Genomic DNA, 22,710 nt, shown 5'->3' on the forward strand with positions numbered 1-22,710 from the left:
TGTTATGAATGATTTGGTTCAAAAAACGTCGCAAAGAAAATTACTTGCTTTCAGATTGACAAACATATTTTTCGGATAGTCGGAACAACGAAAGCCAAAAACGGACGTTAAGGCTATGCCGGAGGAAAGAATTGCGACGGGCAATCCCTTTCCTCCGGCCTTATTTTTCCGGCGATTTTACTCGCTGCGAACCGAACTCGCGCCTGAGGTATTGGCCTGTACCGACGGATGCCCGCGGTACCGGATTTTACTCGCGCCGCTTGCCTGGGCTGACAGGGATTCTTTCACGTTGACATGCGCCGAACTGGCACCGGAGGCGTCAATAACGGCCCGGTCTACCGCAAAATCTCCTCCCTGGAAGGACGTCGCGCCTGACACCGACCCTTTGATTTCTCCGGCGCTGCCCGTCAGGTTGATGGACGAAGCGCCTGACAGATCCAGGGCTACCTGCTTCGCTTTCACATCGATTTTCGCATTGGACGCACCCGAAATCCGGATGTCAAGTTTGTCGGAACTGAAACCGGCAATATCTGATTTCGTTGCTCCGCTGAGCTGAATACCCTTCAGGGCCGGCATGCGGAGGGTGATCGTCACCCGCTCCCGCCGGTTGTTTTTCCACCAGCCTTTGTCTTTTTCCTTGAAGTGAATATCGAGCTCGCCGTTGCGAACTTCTGCTACCAGGTCGTCAAGATCCTTCGCTTCTCCCTCTGCTTTCACGCTGAAGTCACCGGGACGTACGTCCACGACAAATGCAGAAGAAAGCTGAAAGCGGTCGAAATTCTTGAGAGAGAAAGTACGGGTTTCCTGAGCAAAAAGCGTGGTGCTGCAACCCAGCAGTACGAGGAGAAAGGTGAAATGTTTCATCAGATGACCTTGTTTGATGTTTGGAGTTGAGGGTTGAGAGCTTAGGGTTTAGGGTTGAGAGGCCTGCTACCGGTACTCTACCCCATGCCCTCTGCCCCACGCCCCCTGCATTTCCCAACAGATGCCATTCCACACAACCACGTTGCACTTTCACCGAAATATTTCCCCGTGTCTTGCGGAATGAATAAAATTCCCTACTTTTGCGGTTCATTTCGGCAACCGCTCGACCTGTGGGATTCCGATGTTGCCGTTTTCATCAGTTAAGACCTTAATACACAAACTCGTCATGAGTGAGCTGATCAAGCTGGTAGAGGCCGACAATGCTGCCCGCCGGAACGACATCCCCGATTTCAACTCAGGTGATACGGTAAACGTACACGTGAAAATCCGCGAAGGTAACAAGGAGCGTATCCAGATCTTCACCGGAGCCGTTATCCAACGCAAAAACGCCGGTTCCAACGGCGAAACATTCACCGTCCGGAAAGTATCCAACGGCGTTGGTGTTGAGCGTATCTTCCCGATCCTGTCCCCCAACATCGAAAAGATCGAAGTAGTCCGTTTTGGCGCTGTCCGTCGGTCACGTCTGTATTACCTCCGCGGCAAGCAGGGTAAGGCAGCGAAGATCAAGGAGAAGAAGAAATAAGCATATTCGTTGCTACGCAGAAGAAAGGGCCGTTCCCATGGGAATGGCCCTTCTTTTTGTCCCTTTCCTCCGGTTTTCCAGCTTCGTTTTCAGGGCGGGCGGATCGTCTCCTGACGAAAAATGGAAAAAAGTGGCTTACTTTCGGAGCTTTGCGGACCAGTCCGGTAGTATTTTTCGGGTTCAGGGACGTAAAATAATACCTCTTATACCTGCAACAAGCGAATGAAAATCGACGCCCATCAGCATTTCTGGCACTTTGATCCGGTGCGGGATGCCTGGATTACCCCCTCTATGGAAGTCATCCGCCGTGATTTCCTTCCCGAAGACCTTCTCCCCGTACTCCGCGCCGCCGGTATCGACGGCGCCATATCGGTTCAGGCCAGCCAATCCGAGCTGGAAACCGAATTTCTGCTGGGACTGGCCGAAGGTCAGGACGCGATCAGGGGGGTCGTCGGCTGGGTAGACCTGCGGGCCGACAACCTTCGCGAGCGGCTCGACTACTTCCGCCCGAACTCCAAACTCCGGGGCTTCCGCCATATCGTACAGGCCGAACCGGATGATCTGTTTCTCCTCCGGACGGAATTTATGGACGGCGTACGCCTGCTGGAAGAGTATGGATACACCTACGACATTCTTATATACCCGAATCAATTGCCGGTAGCCCGGGAATTCGTCACCCGATTGCCCCATCAGAAGTTCGTCGTTGACCACCTCGCAAAACCCTATATCAAGCAGGGGAATATCGAGAAATGGGCCCATGACATGGAAAGCCTGGCCCGCCGGGAAAATGTCTCGTGCAAGGTATCCGGTATGGTTACCGAGGCCGACTGGGAACAGTGGACCCCGGAGCAGCTGCGCCCCTATCTTGATGTGGTATTCGAAGCGTTCGGTCCGGACCGGGTTCTATTCGGCTCTGATTGGCCGGTTTGCCTGGTGGCGAGCTCCTACGAACGGTGGATACAGGTACTGGAAGCCTATATGGCTCCTTTCACCGAATCGGAAAAGGCGCGGTTCTGGGGCGACAATACCCTCCGGTTCTATGACATTCCGGCCTAACGGCAAACCCTAGCATCCTCTCTTTTACACATGGATTTACAGCTTAGCAACAAGATTATCATCGTCACCGGCGGCGCCAAAGGCATCGGAGAAGGTATCTGCCGGGTACTGGCGGCTGAAGGCGCCATTCCCGTCATCGTTGGCCGCAACGAAGAAGACAACCGGAAAGCGGTAGAAGCCATCGAAGCAGCCGGCGGCCGCGCCTTCGCGGTATCGGCGGAACTGACGCAGCCCGCGGAATGCGAAAAGGCGGTCCGCCTGACCCTGGAGCAATTCGGACGTATCGACGGACTGGTCAACAACGCCGGTGTAAACGACGGCGTCGGACTGGAAAACGGGACATACGAAGGGTTCGTCGCTTCGCTTCACAAGAACGTCATTCACTATTACCTGATGGCGCAGTATGCGCTGCCCGCCCTGAAAGAATCGAAGGGTGCTATTGTCAACATCGGGTCGAAAACGGCCGAAACCGGCCAGGGTGGTACCTCTGCCTATGCAGCTGCCAACGGCGGCCGCAACGCCCTCACGCGGGAATGGGCGGTAGAACTGCTCAAGTACGGTATTCGGGTCAACGCCGTCATCGTGGCGGAATGCTGGACGCCGCTTTACGAACGCTGGCTGAACGGACTGTCAAATCCCGAGGAAAAGCTGAAGGAAATCACCCGGAATATTCCCCTGGAGCAACGGATGACGACCGCCGAAGAACTCGGCAACGCCGTCGCTTTTCTCCTTTCCGGACGTTCCAGCCATACCACCGGCCAGTTGATCCATGTCGACGGCGGCTATGTGCATCTTGATCGCGCGCTCGCCAATGCCTGAGCCGCTTCACCTACCACTCTAAACGCTCACTAAATGGCACTCGGCCCAGCACCCGAAAACGTCAAACTCAAGGAAGGCACGTCGTCCGGCAGCTACCTCATCCCGTTCGCGCTTGTTACCAGTCTTTTCTTTTTGTGGGGGCTGGCGAACTCCCTCAACGGATCGCTCATCAAGCAATTTCAGATTGCCCTGGACCTGAGCCGGTTCCAGGCAGGTATCGTGGATTTCGCCTTTTACCTCGGCTATTTCTTCATGGCGCTCCCGGCCGGGTACGTCATGCGGAAATTCGGTTATAAAAAAGGTATTCTTTTCGGCCTGGTCCTGTACTCGGCCGGCGCGTTTCTCTTTTATCCTGCGGCCAGCGCCCGGGTATACGGCTTTTTCCTTTTTGCGCTGTTTATGATTGCGAGTGGAATCGCGTTCCTCGAAACGGCGGCAAACCTGTATGTAACCGTACTGGGAGAGCCTCAAAAAGCGGAATGGCGGCTGAATTTCTCGCAGTCTTTCAACGGGATCAGCCTGATCCTCGGTCCGGTTATCGGCGCCCTCTTTATTTTCTCGGAAAAAGAATATACGCCGGAAATGCTCCAGGCACTGCCGGCTGCCCAGGCCGAAGCGATCCGGGTAGAAGAAGCCCTTTCCGTTCAGGGTCCCTACCTGTTTATCGGAACGATTGTGGCGCTGGTAGCCATTCTCTTTGCGGTCATGAAAATGCCGGAAGTAGGTGCGGAAGAAGAAAAATCAGCCGGGAAAATCCCCATTACCCATTTGTTCCGTCACCGCCACCTGGTATTCGGGATCCTCGCCCAGTTTGCCAACGTGGGCGCGCAGGCGACGCTCTGGGGGTATTTTGTGGATTTCAAGCTCGATTTCTCGCGTGAAAAGCACTGGGTACTCGCCGAAGGCTGGATGAACTTCATCAACGCCGTAACGGGAACCGACGCGGCTAACCTGTCCAATACCCAGATCGCCGGATTCCATGCGTCGTTTGCACTGGTACTCTTTATGCTGGGTCGCTTTGTCGGCACGTCACTCATGACCCGAATGCCGGCTAACCGGGTACTTTCCCTGTTTTCAATCGGATCGGTAATTCTTGTAGGTCTGGCGATTCTTACCGGCGGACTGACGGCTATCATCTGCCTCAGCTTCACGTATTTCTGCCAGTCGATTATGTTCCCGACGATCTTTGCTCTGGCGACGAAAAACCTCGGCGTAGAGGCTAAAATCGCCTCTTCTCTCGTCATTATGAGTATTGTAGGCGGTGCGGTGCTGCCGCTGGTAGCAGGACTTCTGTTCCCCGCCGGTGCCTCCGCTGCGCTGCTGGTACCGCTGGTCTGCTTTATGGTGGTGGTTTTCTTCGCCTTAAAGGGATATAAAATCCGGCCGGTAGACTAAGCAGGCACAGACTGCGTTATTCCGGAAAGCCGGGTATTTCTTCGGAAGTGCCCGGCTTTTGACTTACCGCCGTTTGGCTTTGAAAGCCTTCCATCTAAAAAATTCTTAACAGACGAGCCTTTCCGTCTATCTTTGCGTTAACCAGTCAAACCGACTTCCGGCCGCGTTCGTCTCCGGACAGCCGGTTCCCAATTAAACACCGAATCGAATGAGTGGATGGATTATGGCCGGGCAGTTGCTCCTCGGTCTTTCAATTCTGGTAGGCTTACACGAGTTTGGGCACTTCGCCTTTGCCAAGCTCTTCAAAATACGCGTCAATAAGTTTTACATCTTTTTTGACTTTCTCTTTCCCCTTCCGAACGTCGCCAATTTCGCGCTCTGGAAGAAGAAAATCGGAGAGACGGAGTACGGTATCGGCTGGTTTCCGCTGGGCGGGTATGTGCAGATTGACGGAATGATCGACGAAACCCAGGAGTCCTCCAAACTCTCGAGCGAGCCTCAGCCCTGGGAATTCCGCGCCAAACCGGCCTGGCAACGCCTGCTGGTGATGCTCGGCGGGATTATTGTCAACATCATTACCGGGATCGTCATCTTCGTTTCCCTCTCCTACCAGAACGGGTACAACTACATTCCGGTCGCGGAGGTAAACAAAAACGGGATCGTCGCCGGCGAACTCGCCAAAGCCATCGGCCTGCAAACGGGCGACAAAATCCTGAAAGTAAACGGCCAGGCAGTAGAAGATTTCCGGCAGGACGTCGTTGGCCGGGTACTGCTCGAATCCAACAGCAACTACACCGTTGAGCGAAACGGACAGGAACTGACCGTGGCAGTTCCGAATGACCTCGCCGGTCAGCTCGCCAAAGACAACAACCCGGAGCGCTTCCTGAGCACCTTCACCCGTTTCGACGGCATCGCGCAGGTAGCCAAGCCGGAAGAGCCCGGTCTTTTCGCCCGGTTCTTCGGGTCGAAGCCGAAGGTATACCCTGCCTGGGAATCCGGCATGCGTGATAACGACAAGATTGTCAGCATCAACGGAACACCGATCACCTATTACCACCAGTTTACGGATATCCTTGCCGCCAACAAAGGCAAGGTACTCGACGTGGTACTCGACCGGAACGGCAAGAAACTCACCGTGAAGCCCCGCGTGACGCCCGAAGGCAAGCTCCTGCTCTACGCCAAGCGCACGCCGCTTCAGACGCCCGCCCACGTGGATTACTCCTTCGGACAGGCGCTCGCTGCCGGTACCTATGACGCCTTTGACGTCGTTGTGAAAAACGTAAAGGGCTTCGGAAAAATCTTCAAGGGTGAAGTCGCTGCGACAGACGCCATCAGCGGTCCGGTGGGTATCAGCAAACTGTATGGAGAAATCTGGGACTGGAACCACTTCTGGACTGTCACCGGCCTGCTTTCGATGGCGCTGGCGTTTATGAACGCGCTGCCGATTCCGGCACTTGACGGCGGTCATGTGATTTTCCTCCTCTACGAGATGATCCTGCGCCGCGCACCGTCCGAAAAATTCCTCGAACGTGCGCAGCAAATCGGAACGATTCTCCTGCTCGGCCTGATGGTCTTCGCTATCGGAAACGATCTTTTCAAGTAATATGCGGATCAGCCAAACAACAGGGAAAGCAGCCGGGCTCGCCGTCGCGTGCCTCCTTTCCCTGTTGTTTGCCTTTCGTGCCCATGATTTCCACAACAGCCTGACTGAAATGCGGTACAACGCCAGGACGGGTAATTTCGAAGTGGAGATCAAGCTGTTTACGGACGACCTGGAAACAGCCCTTAACAAGGGAAACAAAGGCCCGAAAATCCATATTCAGGACAACGACAAAAACGACCGCCTGGTCGAAGCCTACGTCCGCAAACACTTTAAATGGAGTAACCCGCAGGGGGCGCTTCGCCCCTATCAGTACGTCGGAAAGCAGAATGAACTCGACGCTACCTGGGTTTTTCTCGAACTTCCTTTTTCCGGCCCGCTGCCCGGTTGTAAAATCCAGCAGTCTGCATTGACCGACGTATTCGACGACCAGCAGAATATCGTCAATCTTACCTTTGGCGCCGAAAAAAAGTACTTCCTCTTCAACGAAAAAGTAACGGTTCGCCCTGTTGAGTAAATGAGCCGATTTTCGTTTCTTTCCCGAAACGAACAATCCCATGAATCTTCAGGAAGCCAAAGTACTCATCACGGGCGGCAGCTCGGGAATCGGACTGGAAACCGCCCGTCAACTCGTTGCCGCCGGCGCACAGGTAGCCATTTGCGGCCGTCATTACGACCGGCTTCAGCGCGCCGCCGCTGAAACCGGGGCGTTGCCCATTCACGCCGACGTCAGCCGGGAAGAAGAAGTAAAGGGAATGTTCCAGACCGTTCTGGAAACCTTCGGAGATCTCAACGTCGTCCTCAACAATGCCGCCTACGGTTACTTCTCCCCCCTGGCAGAAATCGAACGGCATAAGTTTGAAGAGCAGATTGCAACCAATATCACAGGAGCGATGCTCGTCGGGCGGGAAGCAGCCCGGTATTTCACCGAAAAACAATACGGAAATCTGATCAACATCGCCTCTACTGCCGGCCTGCACGGCTTCGCGAACGGCACCGCCTATGTTGCGTCGAAGTTTGCGTTGCGGGGGATGACCGAATGCTGGCGGCAGGAATTGCGCAAGCACAACGTCCGGGTGACGCTGATCAACCCGAGTGAAGTCCAGACATCGTTTGGCGTCAATGCCGGCCGGGAAGCAAAGGATTATGACCCCAGCAAGATGGAAGCAACGGAAATTGCACAGGTAATTCTGTCGGTACTGCAATTGCGGGATGTCGCTTTTGTAACCGAGACGACGGTATTTGCCACCAATCCGGCAAGCTAGTCCTTCACCACGCGGGAGCCGCGTACCAGTTCATAGATCCGCTGCAGGTCGGGATCCTGGTTTCCCATGATATCCTGCGCCGTAAACACGACCTGATGATCGGGTATGACGCCATGCCCGACGTTCGGGTCGGTTACGGCGGTGAGCGTTTTGAATAACGGGAGACGCACGCGTACCCGGGTTTGCGGGAGCGTCAGGTACGGAATAGACCAGGCAGAGCAACCGTTTCGCCCGCCGCCGGTTTCCCGGCCTACTACCACCGCTCTTTTCCAGAACTGAAGATTGGCTGCAGTAATAGAGGATGCCGAAAACGACCCGCCGTTGGTCAGCAGGTACACATCGCCCCGGAAGCCGTATTTTTTGACCGGCTTCTGAATCCGTGTGGCACTGCGGATCGCCCGGCGGCCTTCCGGTAATTTCCGGGCGATCATGGCGATCATGATGTCGCGGCCGATCCGTTCGCTGATGTACCGGGTCATGGGACTGGGATAGGGCAGGCTTTCGACCGATTGATAGGCCTGGAACGGCTGGTCCATCAGGTACCGCATGAGGAGGTTGCTGGCGGCTACTTTTCCTCCGCCATTGTTGCGCAGGTCTATGACCAGGTGTGTGACTTTCTTTCGTTCGATTTCCCTGAAAACCCGGCGGTACCATTTCCGGTAGCTGCCGTCGCCGAAGGTATTAATATCGAGAATCGCAATGCTGGAATCTGCAGGCGAAAAAGCGAGGTGAATATTCCGGTTTCCCAGCGAACGGACTACAGGAACCGTCGCCGGCGGGCGTACCTGTCCCGGCACGGGCGTCACCGCGGCGGGGGTTACAGCCTTTGCTGCCTTCTGTTCTTTTTTCCAGCGAAGACGAAAGGTTTGCTCCTCGTGAAGCGAGTCCACGACAACCACTTCATATCGTTCCTTTTCGCCGTACCAATACCGGTAATATGTTGGAAAGTTATTGAGGATGGTGGTCGTCTTGAACGTTTGGTTATATCCGTCTGAAATGACGATTCCTTTCAGAGATTCGTAAACGGAGAGCGCATCATGCCCGTCTATCCGCACTACCTCCTGCCCCTTGCGGATACCCGGTTCATCGCTGAAGTTGGAGGCCACGAAGATTTTGCCTTTGTGTTCAAAAACGGTAAGTGGAAAATCCTGTGGTTTATGTCGTTTCCGCCAGTGTTCGAACCCCCGGGAGCCGCGGACCGTCGTATGCCCGCAGTGAATGAGTTCAACGAGCGGGTCGAGCAGTTTCCGGAATTCCAGTTCGGTCAGCGGGTGGTCGAGGCGGGCAGCGGTGGCGTCAAAAGCAGAATCCAGCCTGGGTTTCGGGGTATACCAATATAATCCAGGGTGACTGGTTTCCAGTCCCTTGCGCATGAGCTCAAAGTCGCTGCGCAGCGCCGACGCCTCAAACGTCCGCTGCGGAGAGTAGGCTCGCGGCGAACAGGCCGAGAAGGCGGCCATGCCGATAACAAGCCAGATCAGGTGTTTCATACAAGGGGGACGCCCGGGGTCATCCTATCACGTCGGACAAACACCGGAATAAAAACGTCCGGTTGTTCCGTTTGCGTCCGTACACTGGTAAATTTACATAACTACCCGCAGATACCCTGCGGTTTCCCTGTTAAGTTCTCTGCGATATGGCTTCACTGGTCTTACTCGATGCGCTTCGCCGCACCGCCCGGAAACTGGAAGAAGGCGCTCCCTATATGTGGGGCCACATGGGCGCCTGCAATTGCGGAAACCTGGCCCAGGAACTGACGCGTCTTACCCAGGCCGACATTCATGCTTTTGCCATGGCCCGCAGTGGCGACTGGCGGGAACAGGTGGAAGAATACTGTCCGGTAAGCGGATTGCCAATCGATCTGCTCATCGCCGACCTACTCCAGTATGGCCTGACCACCAGCGATCTGCAACACCTGGAATGGCTCTCGGACCCGAAAATCAAGCAGCGGATTCCGAAAGAACGGCGGGATATGATGCGCCATAACTGCCGCGAAGACGTCGTACTCTACCTCCGCACCTGGGCAGAAAAACTGGAAGAAGAATTACTGGATAGTGTAGCACTGGAGAACCTTTCGAAAGATACTGCTCCGAAGACACCAAGCCTTGCGCATTAGCTGCCTGCCTACTTCGAGCCGCCCGGCAGCGCCACGTTCAGGTAGTCGAAATCCTGCTGCGAGTTTCCGGTTGCCGTCAATATGACGCGGGTACCAACGGTTTTGCGGACTTTCCGGACGATTGATTGAGAAGAATAGATGCCTTTGGGAACGGCGTAAAAACCGGCATCAATACTGGCCGGGAGTTTTTTCGGGATAGTGGAAGAAGTCAGTATCTCGACACCGCTCAGTACAAACCCGAGCGAAATTTGTACGTTCAATGCCGTGGAAGCAGTGACAGTCCGCGTAGTGGGGACGGCATATTTACCCCATTTTGTCACATCCTGCGTCGTTTTGAATAAGACGATCGCTTCTTTCCCATCTGCGCTCAGCGTGAAATCCTGAGCGGCAGAGTAGATAACTGACAGGTTCGGAACAGAAGCATTGTCTACGTCCGTCACAACCTTGCCCTGAAAATACGCTTCAAAATCGGCCTTGCTGAGGTCAACGGTCAGGGCCGGATTCTTCGTAGCCAGCATTTTTCCATCCGTGCCGGCATACCCTGTTTTATGGTTCTGCGCATTCCGCGCGATGAGCAGGGTTTTTCCAGGCTCTACCTTATACTGCGTACCCGTTCCCGGAATCATCACCACAGTATGGGCATACACATAATCCGTATTGGCGGCCGGTTTGGAAGCGGAAGGCATGTTGACAGCCTGGCTCCAGTCGAACTGGCCTGAAGCAGGCAGGACGTACGGCGACGTCAGGTCCTTTGTCTTTACTCCCTGCAGCAAGCCGATGTACAGGCTGTCCGCGTACATCGTCCGGGTCGAGTTATTGGTAATTTCGAAAAACTGATCCCGGAGACCTGCGCCGTTGAGGGTATCCGAACCGGCGTAGTATACCTGGCGTACTACCCAGCCGCCAACGGAAGACATCAGGCGGATTTCTCCGTCGCTTCCGGCGGTCATGCTAAATTCTTTTTTGACCAGGGAATCTTCCAGAACCACGTCCGCCGAAACCGGAAAACCGGTCAGGCCTTCAAACTCCGCCGCCGGAATCGAGCGCCGGGCTTTGACGGTATAGTTGCCGCCGATCCGGTCCGGGAACTGTACCGTTCCGCTGCCATCCGTCGTTCCGGTCCACTCCTCCCCCGTCTGCACATCTCTCAGCAAAACCGATACACCCTGAGGCGATAAAGCGGAAAGCGATTCGTCAAATCCCACTTTGATGCGGATTGTCGTCAGGCTCAGGGAAGGATCCAGTTCCATCCGGCAGGAGAAGAGAACAACAAGCAAAAGGGCTGGAAGAAGTGCGGCAAGCAGGCTTTTCATGGGTAGTATAGGGAATTCCCGATCACCCAAAAGTAAAGGCGGGAACGAAATTTTAACCTACCTTTGCCGGATAAATCTTTCAGCCGCGCAGCTACAACGTGGTTCCACGGGTGAACAAAATCAAACTATCAGCAGCTATGCAGGCTAAAACAGGCGACAAAGTTCGCGTTCATTACACAGGCAAACTGACCAATGGAGTAGTATTTGACTCTTCTGCCGGTCGCGAACCGCTCGAATTCACGCTGGGTAGCGGTATGGTTATCGCTGGTTTTGATTCCGGCATTACCGGAATGCAGATCGGAGAAAAGAAAACCGTTCATATTCCGGTTGCAGATGCGTACGGTCCTTCTGACGAAAACCTCGTCTTCCAGTTTAACAAAAGCGATCTGCCCCAGGATATTCCGTTCGAAATCGGTATGCAGCTGAATATGCACGCCGACGGCGAAGGACAGGTCATTCCCGTAACAGTTACCGACATCACCGAGACAGGTATCACGGTCGATGCCAACCACCCCCTGGCCGGCCAGGATCTGGTTTTCGAAATCGAACTCGTCAGCGTCAACTAACGACCTGAACCGTATAGAAAAAAGGAGACTGTCCCCGGGCCGTCTCCTTTTGTTTTTTTGTAGTTTCGAAGACCCGAAACAGACAAAACATGAAGCAGATAGTCTACGTGGTGGACGATGACGAGGATGATCGCTTTTTTGCGCAGGAAGGGCTGAACGAACACGCGGACTGCGAAGTATTCTTTTTCGCCAACGGAGAAGAGCTCCTGGCCGGGCTTGAAATAGCTCCGGAGCTGCCGACGCTTGTTCTCCTGGATCTGAATATGCCCCGCATGAACGGATTCGAAGCGTTGACCGCGTTGAAGCGCCATCCGGAATGGAAGAGTATTCCGGTTATCATTCTGACGACTTCCAGCCGGCCTGCTGACCGGGAAGAAGCCCTTTCCCTCGGCGCCGCTGCCTTCTTGACCAAACCGGCAGATTTTGTACACCTGGTTGAACTGCTCGCGGCTGTCAGTCCCTGCTGGGACCATTCCCCCGACCAATGAGCCCCAGGTGAGTATGCTGAAAGCTGTCCGGGTATTTGAGGCCATAGCCCAGTATACGGTCCATCGAGGAATGTCCGAACAATAGCACACCGGTAAGCGTCAGCCAGTCTGTTCCACTGAACCAACCCGCAAGGGCCACTGCCAGGGCCAGCCCCTTGTGGTGTGCCAGGTTGTATACCACTGCGCCGACCGAAGGCGATACGACATACCCGATCATACTCAGATCGGGCACCAGGATCAGCGCCGGATAGACCCACCAGGCGAAATCGAGGCGGGAGAACACGACAATAGAAGCGAGAAACTGGATAACTTCCTCGCTGCGCAACCAGTTTTTCATATCCTAGTGGAGTACCGGCTTGATGACGTCGTCGTTGACCAGGTCACTTTCAATGACCCCGTCACGCAGCCGGATGATGCGGTGAGAATATTTTGCGATGTCTTCTTCGTGGGTAACCATTACAATGGTATTTCCCTTTGAATACAACTGATCAAAGAGATCCATGATTTCATAGCTGGTTTTGGTATCGAGGTTACCCGTCGGCTCATCGGCGAGCAGAATGGAAGGATCATTGACCAGCGCCCGGGCGACGGCCACGCGTTGGCGCTGCCCGCCGGAAAGTTCGTTCGGGCGGTGATGCGCCCGGTTTTCCAGGCCTACGCCCCGCAGGGCTCCCATCGCTTTTTCGATGCGGTCGGCACGGGAATAGCCGGCATAAATAAGCGGCAGCGCAACGTTTTCAAGGGCCGTCTGCCGCGGCAGCAGGTTAAACGTCTGAAACACAAAACCGATCTCCTTGTTACGGATTTCGGCCAGTTCGTTTTCGCCCATCCGGCTGACATCCTGCCCGTTGAGAATATACGAGCCTGAAGTCGGAGTATCGAGGCATCCCACGATATTCATCAGGGTACTTTTCCCCGAACCCGAGGGCCCCATAAACGCCACGTATTCGCCCTTTCGAATGGAGATCGTGATGTCTTTGAGGGCCTCGACGACTTCCGCGCCCATGATGTAACGCTTCTGAATCTGTGAGGTCTCGATAATATTCATCGGATGATCGTTATGTTTCAAACCTACACGGTCATTGAAAATCCTCCCGGCGTTTTTCGATGAGTGCCCGTTTTTGCTGATAGACGGGCAAGAACCGCTCGTACGCCGCCGGATCGACCTCTTTCAGTCGCTGCATTTTTTCGTCCGCATAGGCTGTAAGCCCTGTTTCAAGGCTTTGCAGGATATAAGCGGAAAGGATTCCGGGAGAATCGGTCCGGTACTTCAGCGCATTGAACAGGGCATTGTACCCTTTTTGTGGTTCCTTCCGGCGGTTGGCCTCGGCGGTATACCGCTCCAGTACCTTCAGGTTCAACGGCTGCCGGAGGAGTAGTTCCGAGCCGTCCCCTTTCCAGTCACGCAGCGGCGCCGGGTCCATTTCGGCGGCCGACTCCCGGTTGAGGAAGGCGGCCAGCGGACGCCGCCAGCGGTCGCCCCGCGCCGAGGTATCCCCCAGCGTCCGGGCCGAAAGAACGTCCAGCCCGGCCAGTTTGTCTCCCTTGTAATAGTCTGAAAGCGCCTGAAGGTATTGCAGATCGTCAAAATATGCTTCGTTCCGCTCCTGAAGCTTCCGCCAGGCCGCGTCCGTGAAGACCGGCTTTTCCTGGTGTAAACCAAGGAGTACGGCGTTGGAAAGATCGGCAAACTGAAGCAGGGTCATCGCCGAATCGGTCGGAATGTCCGGCTGCTTTCCTTCTTTCTTCCCTTGCAGGAGGTCGATGGCCTGGCGGTTTACCCGCACCGCGAGGTAGTCGGATGTCGTGGCTTCAGGCGTCTTTCCTGTCCGGACGTCCAATGCAATCAGGTTCGCTTCCGGAACGCCTTTTTCCCGGCATAGTTCAACAGCCTTGTGGTAATAATAGCGGGCAGAATCGGCTCCGCCTGCCTTTGCATGCAGGTAAGCGAGGTTATTGGTCAGCTCTCCGCTTTCGGGGAACGACCGGCGCCCTTCCTGCGCGGCAAAAAACGCATCGAAAGCCAGGTCTTCATTCATCAGGCTTCGGGTCAGCCCGGCATACGCATAGGCCGACGGCTGCTTGGCCAGCGCCTGACGAAAGAAACGGGCTGCGGAAGCGAAATCACCCTGCACCCAGGCCAGCGAAGCCAGGCCGTAGTTGGACTTATGGTTCTGAAATTCAAAAGCAACGCCCTGGTTGTAAAACGTTTCGGCGATGCGGTAGTCTTTCTTTTCCGTTGCGACGTCTCCCAATCCGTTGAAATACCCGGCGACGGCCTGGTAAAACGGAAAAAATCCGCTGTTATACAAAAACAGGATCAGGGCGACAGCCGACAATCCCCGTATGTGAAAACGACCGAAATGCGGCGGTTTAAAGAGAATACGGTGAACAGGCCGCCCGTGCCACATCATCGTCCCGAAATTGAAAAAAACATAAAAGAAGAACAGTACCCCGCCGATCAGGTGGGTATAGCTGACCATGTCTTCCAAAGCCTCAATCGCCGGGTCATTGGCCGAGGCGCACAGGCGGGCAAGCATGGCAAAGGAAATGGTTGCCAGTCCGGCATATAAGACAAATCCCTGTGGCGCAAAAGGCCAGGGTGCCGCTTCCTGTTCTTCCCGCTGCTTCATTCCCCGAAAACCCAGCAATACAGACGCTATCAGAAAGACAAAAGGACTGATATAGAGGAGGTTCCAATCCAGCAATTTGCTATTGTGCAATTGGGTAAAAAGCAGGTTGGTCAGGTAAAAAACCGTCAGTGCGGCAAAGGGAACGAGTCCGTTCCGGCCGGACTGATTCGTCGCCAGCCAGACAATCCCGATCATGATTTCAAAGCTGATCCAGAAAGAAAACAGGGTAAAAACGGCCATCCCGGCAGGATATCCGTAGGCCAGCCATCCGTCGACAGACCCTTTTCCAGTCAATAACAGCGCGCCAACCGACAGGGCAATCAACCCGGTAAAGACCGCTACCCGGGCCCATAGTCCTGTCGCCGGACGAAACGCATGGAAATAAAAGCTCAGTGCGGTAAATACCGTCACGAGGACGATCGTGATAGTCCGGTCTGCCCGCCCCGCCACCGTATCCACCTGAAGCGTACTCAGGAGCACGATAAAAGCCGTCATCGCCCCGAAATACCACAGGCGCGGAAGCGCGGAAACAGCGGCGAGGGTCAGCGCGGCTCCCGCCAAAAACAGCAGGAAGCATAGCCAGTCGCTGACGGGGTTGGCCGTCGCCATCGGAGACGCTACAAACTGCTCCGTCAGCGTATAGGCCTGGCCTTCGATGCTGAACGATGAACCGCCTGCCTGAAAGCGATCTAAGGTGACGGGGTGTTCTCCCAACTCACTGAGTACATCCCAATGCAGGACATTGTCGACACCCCGGAAGGCATAATATCCCCAGGCTGTCAGCGACAGTATAACAAAAGCGAGACCAGCAAAGGCCAGGCTCCGGTACGGGCGTGGCCACGAATTCCAAAAAAAATAATCCTGCATAGCAAGCATTCGGCAACGCCTTCCAACGTTGTATTTATCCGGTTCGATCAGGGTATTACCTGTCGGGTTACGGTCTTAAACGCTGCAAAGAACGTTTGTATTGAGGTTCGTGAATCGATCGCGAGTACTTTGTTTTCGATTTGTCGGATATATTTGCTTCTATGGTCACATCCCGCACTTTATCCAACATCCTGACTTCCAGTGGCTTTTTAGCGGTTATCGTTTGTTTCTTTTTCAACTTTCTGACCATCAGCTGCAGTGAGCAGCCGGTGGCTACGGTAACCGGCTGGACGCTTGTTACCGGCGGGAAACCCGATCCGGTTATTCCGGAATGGTCGAAAGGGCTGAAAAACGAAGACATCGCCGAGTTTGGCCAGAACGGCAATGCGGCGCTTACCCAATCCCGCCGCATACCGATGCAGCCCGCCGCTGCCATTCCCCTGCTGGCTGCTGCGCTGGGTATCATTGCGGTATGGGGGCCGCGGCGGCTGGCAGCATGTACCTGCGGCGTGCTGGCAATGAGCGGCCTGGCTTCCCTTCTGTACCTTCGGTATACCTTGTCGGACTTCGACCGGCTCATCCGTACCGCCAATTCTGATCTGACACCTTTATCTCCTGAAGATCTGCGGTTTATACGCTTATTTTCGGTTGATTGGGGCGGTAGTTTCTGGGCCGCAGTATTCCTTTTCGGGTGTATACTCGTCTATTGCATTTTTAATACGTTGCGGAAGAGAACCCGGGCCTAGCTACCTTTGTCGTCCGGCATTGCCGGGATTTTCGTTACTCATCCCATCATGATGTCACAAACCGAACGGCAATACCGTCATGTGATCTCCCTTTGCAAGGAGCTTTTTCTGAAGAAAAACCGGGACTACGGCACGGCCTGGCGGATTCTCCGCCTGCCCAGCCTGACCGATCAGATTTATATCAAAGCCCAGCGTATCCGGCAGTTGCAGGAAACGGGCGTCTCCCGTGTGGGAGAAGGTATTGTACCGGAATTTGTCGGAATCATCAATTACTGCGTCATGGCGCTGATCCAGCTTCAGCTGGCCGACGACAGCCGCATGGAAATTCCAACGGAAGAGCTCTCCACGCTCTACGACCGGCACATCGAAGAAACGATCGGTTTGCTGCTCAACAAAAATCACGATTACGGAGAAGCCTGGCGGGAAATGCGGGTGTCGTCGATGACGGATATCATCCTCATGAAACTGCTCCGTACCAAGCAGATCGAAGACAACGAAGGGAAAACCCTGGTTTCGGAGGGCGTCGACGCCAACTACCAGGACATGATTAACTACTCGGTTTTCTGTCTGATTCAGCTCGGTCAGGCGCAGGCTGAGCAGTAGCCTTCGAATTTCCTTCAGAATTTCGGTTCTTCTTTGCCTTTCCCTATCCCTGTACGGAATGCGAAATGTTCTCCTGAGCGCCCTGCTGACGCTCCATGTCCTGGCCGGTTTTGGTCAGGTGGACTCGACTATACGAAAACCTTTGTGGAAAGCCGCTATCGCCCCGGTGGTATTCATGGGCGCCGGCCTGGCGACGCAGGGAGCCATCAGCCGGGATGTGCGGACGGAACTCCGGAAGCACTATCCCAACTTCCATACCCGTGCCGATGATTACCTGGAATATACCCCGACGATCATTCCCCTTGCTCTCGGGGCCGTCGGCGTCCGCGGAAAACATACCTTCAAAGACCAGCTGATTATCACCGCGCTCGCGCAGGTAGCGGCCCAGTCGATTACGCAGGGATTGAAAATAACCGTCGGCTATCCACGGCCGGACGGATCCTCCAACAACTCTTTTCCTTCCGGCCATACGGTTGTCGCTTTTACGGGAGCGGCCATTCTTTCGAAAGAATACGGAGACCAGAGTATCTGGTATAGTGTGGGCGGATATGGTGTCGCCACCAGCGTGGCGGCGCTGCGGATGCTGAACGACCGGCACTGGCTGGCCGATGTACTCTTCAGCGCCGGCGTCGGAATCGGCACTACGGAAGTAGTATACCGGTGCTATCCCTGGATACAGCGGAAAATCTTCCGCCGCGACCGGAAAATAGCTGTGATGCCGTTTTACAACGGCGCCGCCGGAGGTCTTGCACTGGTTGCTCCGCTCTGATTATCTTTCCTGTATGAAATCCTGGATCGCGTACAGCCTCTTATCGATGCTGTTTGCCGGCATGACAGCCGTAGTCGCCAAAGCCGGCCTGAAGGACATTTCGTCGGATGCCGCCGTACTCATCCGTACCGTGCTGGTACTGGGCATTGTTTTTGTGCAGTACCTGGCCTTTCACCGGTTGGGGGAATTAAGTCAGGTACCGGGCCGGGCGCTCGCGTGGCTGGGCGTTTCGGCGCTGACGACTGCCCTATCGTGGATTTTTTACTACCGGGCCGTACAAGCCGGACCCGTGTCGCAGGTAGCTTTGATCGACAAGGCCAGTATTCTGGTGACGCTGGCCCTGGCCGTACTTTTCCTGAAAGAACCGCTGACACCGAAAATGTGGCTTGGCGGCGGGCTGATGCTGATTGGCCTGCTCATTCTGATCTGGAAGTAGGTCCTTCCAAATTTCTGCGAAATCAGTTTCGTCCTTTCGGGCATGAAAACTGCGCTCTCTTCCCTTTGCCTGATCGCCGTCGCGTTTTCCGCTATGGCACAGCGCCCCTGCCGGGTCAAAGACCGCCATAGCGGCGAGGTCCTTCCCGGCGTCAGCGTTCTTCCCGAAAAAAGCAAACAGGGGTATGTCAGCGATGCCTCCGGCGTCGTGACGCTCCCGCAGGCGGGCACGTATACCTTCCGCATGGTCGGCTATGTGCCGCTTACCCGGTCGGTTACCGCCGGTACCGATACGCTGGCAGTGGAGCTCACGCCCGACGCCGAATCGCTGGAAGAAGTGACCGTTACTTCCACCCGGACACAATCCCGGATCGAAGATCTTCCCCTGAAAGTCGAAGTACTCGGATTGGAGGAAATGAACGAAGAAGCCGCCATGGTACCCGGCAATGTCGCCAGCCTGCTCGGGGATATCTCCATCATCCACGTTCAGACGACTTCGCCGCTGACAGGAAACCAGGGCATCCGCATGCAGGGACTTGACCCGAAATACACGCAGCTCCTGCGTGATGGCCTGCCTCTTTACGAAGGATTTTCCGGAAACCTGGGCGTATTGCAGATCCCGCCGCTCGACCTGAAGCAGGCCGAGGTAGTCAAAGGCTCCGTTTCGACGCTGTATGGCGGCGGGGCGATCGGCGGAATGATCAACCTGGTCTCGAAGACACCGGACAAACCGGAGCTGACCTTCCTCGTCAACCGGTCTACGCTGAAGGAAAGCAATGTCAACGGGTACTATGCGCACAAATGGGGTGTCAACGGCCTGACGCTTTTCACCGGATACACGCATCAGAAAGCCGTGGATGTCAACGGAGACGGGTATTCGGATAGTCCGTTTCTGGAGCAGTTTTCCCTTCATCCCCGCTTTTTCACTGCGTTCGGGAAGCAGTCGACGTTCAACATCGGGTACTCGCTGCTGACCGAACAGCGGAAAGCTGGCGACATGATCGCGCTCAACGAGCCGTCGGGCCTTCATACCTATACTGAAACGTCGAAATTATTCCGGCATACGGTCGACTACCACTACGACCTCCGCGCCGGCAATAACCAGCTGACCGCCAAGGGTACTTTCAGCCTTTTTGACCGGGATCTCACTTCCGGCGGTTATTTTTTCGGGGGAAAACAGACCTCGGCATACCAGGAGCTTTCCGATGTGATCACGGCCGGGCGGCATACGCTCGTCGGCGGGCTCAATTACTCCCTCGAACGATTCCGCAAAAAAGCAGGGCTGGATACGCCGTTGCAGGATTATCGTTACGAAACACTGGGACTGTTCGCACAGGACGACTGGAAGCTGACCCAGAAAATCTCCCTCCAGGCCGGACTGCGGTACGATCATCACTCCGTTTTTGGCAACTTTTTATTGCCGCGCCTGTCGCTCATGACCAAACCCGGTACCGCCTGGACTACCCGCATCAGTGTGGGAACGGGATATAAAACCCCGAATGTCTTTTCCCTCATTACGCCTTCTTCCGCGCAGACCAACCTCAGCTATCAGTACTTCCTGCCGATAGCAGCCGGCGTAAAACCCGAGCGATCAACAGGCACCAACCTGGATATCAGCTACCACAAGGCATTGGGAGAACACATGACCATCCAGGTCGATCAGGCCTTTTACTACACCCGGATCGGCTCGCCGGTGATCGCGATACCCCGTGCCGACGAGCCCAACGGGGCTGAACTTGTCAATGCTGCCTACGATGTCAAAAGCATCGGAACGGATACGTACTTCCGCGCGACTTACGACGAGCTGGAGCTATACCTCGGCTACAACCATACCCTCTCCCGGCGGGCCGGCAGTGGTGAAACGACATACCTGCCGTTTGCGCCGCAGGACAAGTTCTCGTCGACATTCGCCTACACCATTCCGGACAAATGGCGATTCGGGATTGAAAGCAGCTGGGTGGGAAATCAATACCTGTACAACAACCAGCGGGTACCCAACTACTGGTTCTGGGCGGCGATGGTATCCCGGCAATTAGGCCCGGTTTCGGTAGTGGTGAATGCCGAAAACCTGTTTGACGTACGCCAGTCGGGCTTCGGACCGGTCGTGAGCGGCGGGCCGGAACACCCGCAGTTCAGTCCGCTGTGGGCGCCGCAACAGGGACGTATCGTCAACCTGGCGGTAAAATGTACGCTCTGATCAGAAGGGATAGCCGACGGCAATATTCAGAATCAGGTTTTTCCGGCGCCAGTCGGTATCTCCGAAGCGGATATCCTTGAACGTCCAGCGGTCTCCCTCCGGTAGCCACGGCTTCCGGATCGGGAAGGCCAGGTCAAACCGCAGCACGAAGTACGTTACGTCAATCCGAAGCCCTACGCCGGTACCGACCGCTACTTCCTTGTAAAAATCTTTTGAGAAAACGGCTTCCTGCCCGTAGAGCGTTTCGTCCTTGTACATCCAGACGTTACCGGCGTCGACAAACAGCGCTCCCTGGAAGTACTTGTTGAACTTCATCCGGAGCTCGGTATTGAGTTCGAGCTTGATATCTCCGCCGCCGTCCTGCAGCAGTGTCGTCTGGAGACTATCCTGCTTGATGACCCGGCCGGGCCCGATGCCCCGCGGCCGGAATGCCCGGATACTGTTGCTACCGCCCGAGAAATACTGCTTCACGAAAGGCAGGTAGGTCGAGTTGCCATACGAAATCCCGGCGCCGGCAAATAGGCGCGACGCCCAGGTGATCGACGGCGTCAGCTTATAGTAATGGCGGCTGTCGATATCCGCGCGCAGAAACTGGGAAAACGGCGAGCCGAAAAGGTCTTTCTTTCCGTCAAAATCCTTGTCTTTCGTGAACAGGCTGACGACGTTACCGGACGCTTCCGCATTGAAGACAAACTGCCGGGACCACGCGCTTCCGGCCTGGGGAGCCGAGTTCCAGTGCAGCGTATACAAGCTACTCGGAATCAACTGGTTACCCTGAATCAGGGCGAGGTATTGCGCGGAGACCGTCGGATCGGTCAGCAGTTCATAAAACCGGTCGCCGAAATTGGAGGTTTTGACGAAGGTCAGGCTCAGCGGCGTCAGCGTATGCTCGGTCTGGTTATTTCCGCGGAACGAATAGCTCAGCGAACCGCTGAAGGAATTCAGGTCGTACAACTGACTGCGGACAATCTGCTGATAACCAACGGTGATGTTCGTTTTGGGAAGAATCTGACGGCGATCGTAGTCGATCCGGAGCGGGCTGACAAGCCGCGGGAACGTCAGCGTAGCGTCCAGGCCGTAGCTGTAATTGGTGACGCCCTTCGACCCGGCGCCAAGTTGCACTTCTATCCCGGCAGTTCCGTTGATGGTCAGCAGTTCCGCCCGCCGGAACAGGTTCCGGTTTTTCCAGCTCAGGGTCAGTTGCGAACCGGTCAGGTTATTGGATTTGGAGGTACCGGCGATTTCCAGGCGAAGGGATTTCTTCGGCAGCGGCGTCAGGTAGTAGTGAACGTCGAGTACGGTCGAATCGCCCTGTACGTCAGGCGCAAACCGGTTCCGGACAAACTTGAATGTACCGAGATTGATCAGGCGCGACAGGCTGACGTCCTGAACGCGGCTGTTGTACCGCCGGCCGGGTTTGAAGCCGATAACGCTGTGAAACAGGCGTTCATCATACGCCCGCGACGAATCCACGACAAAAAAGCCGGCCGTCGTCCGTACCGCTTCCTGGCGGTTGGTATCCTGCGCAGCGCCCGCGAGGGTATAGTTCGGATAGACATATACATTCCGGATGTAGTATTTCCGGCCGGCGGCGTCGGGCATGTCCGGCTTGAGCGCCAGGTACAGCCGCGTTTTGTGGTTGCCGGTAGCGGTGTCCGCAAGTACTGCGACGTAGTCGGGCGTGAAGTAGTAATAGCCCTTTCGCTTGAATTCCTGCGTGATACGCTCCCGTTCCAGCTTGATGTTATCGAGGCGATAGGGCCGCGTCGGGCGGAGGAGCGTGTTCTTTCCGGCCTCGCGGAAATCCTTGCCGACCGCGATGGTATCCGACAAAAATCCGACCGAGTCGATCGTATACCGGGGCAGAACGTTCACCTTGTAGACGCCTTTGGCCTTGTATCCTTTTTCAACCAGGGAACCTTCCACCGAGGAATGAAAATACCCTTCGTTTTCGAGGAATGACTTCCAGACGCCGGAATTGGCCGAAATCGATCGGCTGGTCGCGAAAATCGGCGGCTCGCCCAGTTTCCGTCGCAGCGACGCCCGGAAGCTGGAATCCTTCTTCGGCTCACCGATGACATAGTATAACCAGACTTTGTAGGGGAAGCCGAAAATCTGCTTGTTGGTTTTCGGGCGGGCCATCTCAAGCATCTGCTCGGTCAGCGCCGTTTTTTCGGTTTTGGACAAAACGTTTGCATCCGACACCAATTGAATATCGGCGCCATCGTACAGCTTTTCGTCTTTGGGCAGGTACTTGCCGACACGGCAGCCCGCCATGAGCAGCAGCGTCCCCGTCAGCAGGGTCAGTGTCCGTATGTGTTTCCTCGTACGCAAT

General features: G+C 55.3%; 22 protein-coding genes. 15 read left to right on the forward strand and 7 right to left on the reverse strand.

What is annotated here, in order from left to right; all coding sequences use genetic code 11:
• Window positions 1-177: 177 nt before the first annotated feature.
• Window positions 178-864, reverse strand: coding sequence for a head GIN domain-containing protein (locus tag BLR09_RS11845; RefSeq protein WP_093202110.1), 687 nt, complete (start codon window positions 862-864; stop codon window positions 178-180).
• A 286-nt stretch (window positions 865-1,150) separates the two neighbouring features.
• On the opposite strand from BLR09_RS11845, the gene rplS reads away from it, so the two are divergent.
• The 7 genes from rplS (at window position 1,151) to BLR09_RS11885 (ending at window position 7,642) form a co-directional block, all read left to right on the forward strand.
• Window positions 1,151-1,507, forward strand: a complete 357-nt coding sequence (gene rplS, locus BLR09_RS11850; protein WP_093202112.1) for a 50S ribosomal protein L19 — start codon at window positions 1,151-1,153, stop codon at window positions 1,505-1,507.
• A gap of 222 nt (window positions 1,508-1,729) precedes the next feature.
• Complete coding sequence (locus BLR09_RS11860) at window positions 1,730-2,563, forward strand: amidohydrolase family protein (RefSeq protein ID WP_093202117.1); 834 nt, start codon at window positions 1,730-1,732, stop codon at window positions 2,561-2,563.
• Window positions 2,564-2,593: 30 nt separating this feature from the next.
• Complete coding sequence (locus BLR09_RS11865) at window positions 2,594-3,382, forward strand: L-fucose dehydrogenase (protein WP_093202120.1); 789 nt, start codon at window positions 2,594-2,596, stop codon at window positions 3,380-3,382.
• Window positions 3,383-3,415: 33 nt separating this feature from the next.
• Window positions 3,416-4,777, forward strand: coding sequence for an L-fucose:H+ symporter permease (gene fucP / locus BLR09_RS11870; protein ID WP_093202123.1), 1,362 nt, complete (start codon window positions 3,416-3,418; stop codon window positions 4,775-4,777).
• Between the two features lie 208 nt (window positions 4,778-4,985).
• Window positions 4,986-6,380, forward strand: a complete 1,395-nt coding sequence (gene rseP, locus BLR09_RS11875; protein ID WP_093202125.1) for an RIP metalloprotease RseP — start codon at window positions 4,986-4,988, stop codon at window positions 6,378-6,380.
• A 1-nt stretch (window position 6,381) separates the two neighbouring features.
• Entirely contained in the window at window positions 6,382-6,894 is a 513-nt protein-coding gene (locus BLR09_RS11880; protein WP_093202128.1) for a DUF6702 family protein, read from the forward strand.
• A gap of 40 nt (window positions 6,895-6,934) precedes the next feature.
• Window positions 6,935-7,642: an SDR family oxidoreductase gene (locus BLR09_RS11885; RefSeq protein WP_093202130.1), complete on the forward strand. Its 708-nt coding sequence runs from the start codon at window positions 6,935-6,937 to the stop codon at window positions 7,640-7,642.
• Here the strand turns inward: BLR09_RS11885 and BLR09_RS11890 are convergent.
• Complete coding sequence (locus BLR09_RS11890) at window positions 7,639-9,132, reverse strand: S41 family peptidase (protein WP_093202133.1); 1,494 nt, start codon at window positions 9,130-9,132, stop codon at window positions 7,639-7,641. The two genes, BLR09_RS11885 and BLR09_RS11890, sit on opposite strands and share 4 nt — an antisense overlap.
• Window positions 9,133-9,278: 146 nt before the next feature.
• Here BLR09_RS11890 and BLR09_RS11895 point away from each other — a divergent pair, with 146 nt between their 5' ends.
• Window positions 9,279-9,758: a hypothetical protein gene (locus BLR09_RS11895; protein WP_093202136.1), complete on the forward strand. Its 480-nt coding sequence runs from the start codon at window positions 9,279-9,281 to the stop codon at window positions 9,756-9,758.
• Window positions 9,759-9,766: 8 nt separating this feature from the next.
• Here BLR09_RS11895 and BLR09_RS11900 read toward each other — a convergent pair whose 3' ends face one another.
• A complete protein-coding gene (locus BLR09_RS11900; protein WP_093202139.1) occupies window positions 9,767-11,071 on the reverse strand; it encodes a DUF4876 domain-containing protein in 1,305 nt (434 codons plus the stop codon).
• A 137-nt stretch (window positions 11,072-11,208) separates the two neighbouring features.
• On the opposite strand from BLR09_RS11900, the gene BLR09_RS11905 reads away from it, so the two are divergent.
• Together BLR09_RS11905 and BLR09_RS11910 are read left to right on the forward strand one after the other, a co-directional pair.
• A complete protein-coding gene (locus BLR09_RS11905) occupies window positions 11,209-11,637 on the forward strand; it encodes an FKBP-type peptidyl-prolyl cis-trans isomerase (RefSeq protein WP_093202141.1) in 429 nt (142 codons plus the stop codon).
• A gap of 89 nt (window positions 11,638-11,726) precedes the next feature.
• On the forward strand, window positions 11,727-12,125 hold the full coding sequence (locus tag BLR09_RS11910) for a response regulator (RefSeq protein WP_093202144.1): 399 nt from the start codon (window positions 11,727-11,729) through the stop codon (window positions 12,123-12,125).
• On the opposite strand, the gene BLR09_RS11915 is transcribed toward BLR09_RS11910, so the two are convergent.
• The 3 genes from BLR09_RS11915 to BLR09_RS11925 are packed head-to-tail and all read right to left on the reverse strand — an operon-like array spanning window position 12,091 to window position 15,625.
• A complete protein-coding gene (locus BLR09_RS11915) occupies window positions 12,091-12,462 on the reverse strand; it encodes a DUF4260 domain-containing protein (RefSeq protein ID WP_093202146.1) in 372 nt (123 codons plus the stop codon). The two genes, BLR09_RS11910 and BLR09_RS11915, sit on opposite strands and share 35 nt — an antisense overlap.
• Window positions 12,463-12,465: 3 nt before the next feature.
• On the reverse strand, window positions 12,466-13,173 hold the full coding sequence (locus tag BLR09_RS11920) for an ABC transporter ATP-binding protein (protein WP_093202149.1): 708 nt from the start codon (window positions 13,171-13,173) through the stop codon (window positions 12,466-12,468).
• Between the two features lie 31 nt (window positions 13,174-13,204).
• Window positions 13,205-15,625, reverse strand: coding sequence for a tetratricopeptide repeat protein (locus BLR09_RS11925; RefSeq protein ID WP_093202151.1), 2,421 nt, complete (start codon window positions 15,623-15,625; stop codon window positions 13,205-13,207).
• Between the two features lie 161 nt (window positions 15,626-15,786).
• On the opposite strand from BLR09_RS11925, the gene BLR09_RS11930 reads away from it, so the two are divergent.
• Genes BLR09_RS11930 through BLR09_RS11950 form a run of 5 tightly spaced genes read left to right on the forward strand, consistent with a single transcriptional unit; the run spans window position 15,787 to window position 20,375 of the window.
• A complete protein-coding gene (locus BLR09_RS11930; RefSeq protein WP_093202154.1) occupies window positions 15,787-16,371 on the forward strand; it encodes a selenoprotein S family protein in 585 nt (194 codons plus the stop codon).
• Between the two features lie 51 nt (window positions 16,372-16,422).
• On the forward strand, window positions 16,423-16,974 hold the full coding sequence (locus tag BLR09_RS11935; RefSeq protein ID WP_093202157.1) for a DUF1599 domain-containing protein: 552 nt from the start codon (window positions 16,423-16,425) through the stop codon (window positions 16,972-16,974).
• Window positions 16,975-17,032: 58 nt separating this feature from the next.
• The gene (locus BLR09_RS11940) at window positions 17,033-17,743 is read left to right on the forward strand and encodes a phosphatase PAP2 family protein (protein WP_093202159.1); all 711 of its coding nucleotides are present in this window, start codon (window positions 17,033-17,035) and stop codon (window positions 17,741-17,743) included.
• A gap of 13 nt (window positions 17,744-17,756) precedes the next feature.
• Window positions 17,757-18,179, forward strand: coding sequence for an EamA family transporter (locus tag BLR09_RS11945; protein ID WP_093202162.1), 423 nt, complete (start codon window positions 17,757-17,759; stop codon window positions 18,177-18,179).
• Between the two features lie 42 nt (window positions 18,180-18,221).
• The gene (locus BLR09_RS11950; RefSeq protein ID WP_093202164.1) at window positions 18,222-20,375 is read left to right on the forward strand and encodes a TonB-dependent receptor; all 2,154 of its coding nucleotides are present in this window, start codon (window positions 18,222-18,224) and stop codon (window positions 20,373-20,375) included.
• On the opposite strand, the gene tamL is transcribed toward BLR09_RS11950, so the two are convergent.
• Entirely contained in the window at window positions 20,376-22,709 is a 2,334-nt protein-coding gene (gene tamL / locus BLR09_RS11955; protein WP_245689914.1) for a translocation and assembly module lipoprotein TamL, read from the reverse strand.
• Window position 22,710: the final 1 nt, after the last annotated feature.

Origin of the sequence: Siphonobacter aquaeclarae (genome assembly GCF_900103285.1) — a bacterium.
Taxonomy (GTDB): Bacteria; Bacteroidota; Bacteroidia; order Cytophagales; family Spirosomataceae; genus Siphonobacter; species Siphonobacter aquaeclarae.

Bases quoted from the DNA above. Each gene is read 5' to 3' on its own strand.
- BLR09_RS11845 (WP_093202110.1), bottom strand. From the start codon at position 864: ATGAAACATTTCACCTTTCTCCTCGTACTGCTGGGTTGCAGCACCACG.
- rplS (WP_093202112.1), top strand. From the start codon at position 1,151: ATGAGTGAGCTGATCAAGCTGGTAGAGGCCGACAATGCTGCCCGCCGG.
- BLR09_RS11860 (WP_093202117.1), top strand. From the start codon at position 1,730: ATGAAAATCGACGCCCATCAGCATTTCTGGCACTTTGATCCGGTGCGG.
- BLR09_RS11865 (WP_093202120.1), top strand. From the start codon at position 2,594: ATGGATTTACAGCTTAGCAACAAGATTATCATCGTCACCGGCGGCGCC.
- fucP (WP_093202123.1), top strand. From the start codon at position 3,416: ATGGCACTCGGCCCAGCACCCGAAAACGTCAAACTCAAGGAAGGCACG.
- rseP (WP_093202125.1), top strand. From the start codon at position 4,986: ATGAGTGGATGGATTATGGCCGGGCAGTTGCTCCTCGGTCTTTCAATT.
- BLR09_RS11880 (WP_093202128.1), top strand. From the start codon at position 6,382: ATGCGGATCAGCCAAACAACAGGGAAAGCAGCCGGGCTCGCCGTCGCG.
- BLR09_RS11885 (WP_093202130.1), top strand. From the start codon at position 6,935: ATGAATCTTCAGGAAGCCAAAGTACTCATCACGGGCGGCAGCTCGGGA.
- BLR09_RS11890 (WP_093202133.1), bottom strand. From the start codon at position 9,132: ATGAAACACCTGATCTGGCTTGTTATCGGCATGGCCGCCTTCTCGGCC.
- BLR09_RS11895 (WP_093202136.1), top strand. From the start codon at position 9,279: ATGGCTTCACTGGTCTTACTCGATGCGCTTCGCCGCACCGCCCGGAAA.
- BLR09_RS11900 (WP_093202139.1), bottom strand. From the start codon at position 11,071: ATGAAAAGCCTGCTTGCCGCACTTCTTCCAGCCCTTTTGCTTGTTGTT.
- BLR09_RS11905 (WP_093202141.1), top strand. From the start codon at position 11,209: ATGCAGGCTAAAACAGGCGACAAAGTTCGCGTTCATTACACAGGCAAA.
- BLR09_RS11910 (WP_093202144.1), top strand. From the start codon at position 11,727: ATGAAGCAGATAGTCTACGTGGTGGACGATGACGAGGATGATCGCTTT.
- BLR09_RS11915 (WP_093202146.1), bottom strand. From the start codon at position 12,462: ATGAAAAACTGGTTGCGCAGCGAGGAAGTTATCCAGTTTCTCGCTTCT.
- BLR09_RS11920 (WP_093202149.1), bottom strand. From the start codon at position 13,173: ATGAATATTATCGAGACCTCACAGATTCAGAAGCGTTACATCATGGGC.
- BLR09_RS11925 (WP_093202151.1), bottom strand. From the start codon at position 15,625: ATGCAGGATTATTTTTTTTGGAATTCGTGGCCACGCCCGTACCGGAGC.
- BLR09_RS11930 (WP_093202154.1), top strand. From the start codon at position 15,787: ATGGTCACATCCCGCACTTTATCCAACATCCTGACTTCCAGTGGCTTT.
- BLR09_RS11935 (WP_093202157.1), top strand. From the start codon at position 16,423: ATGTCACAAACCGAACGGCAATACCGTCATGTGATCTCCCTTTGCAAG.
- BLR09_RS11940 (WP_093202159.1), top strand. From the start codon at position 17,033: ATGCGAAATGTTCTCCTGAGCGCCCTGCTGACGCTCCATGTCCTGGCC.
- BLR09_RS11945 (WP_093202162.1), top strand. From the start codon at position 17,757: ATGAAATCCTGGATCGCGTACAGCCTCTTATCGATGCTGTTTGCCGGC.
- BLR09_RS11950 (WP_093202164.1), top strand. From the start codon at position 18,222: ATGAAAACTGCGCTCTCTTCCCTTTGCCTGATCGCCGTCGCGTTTTCC.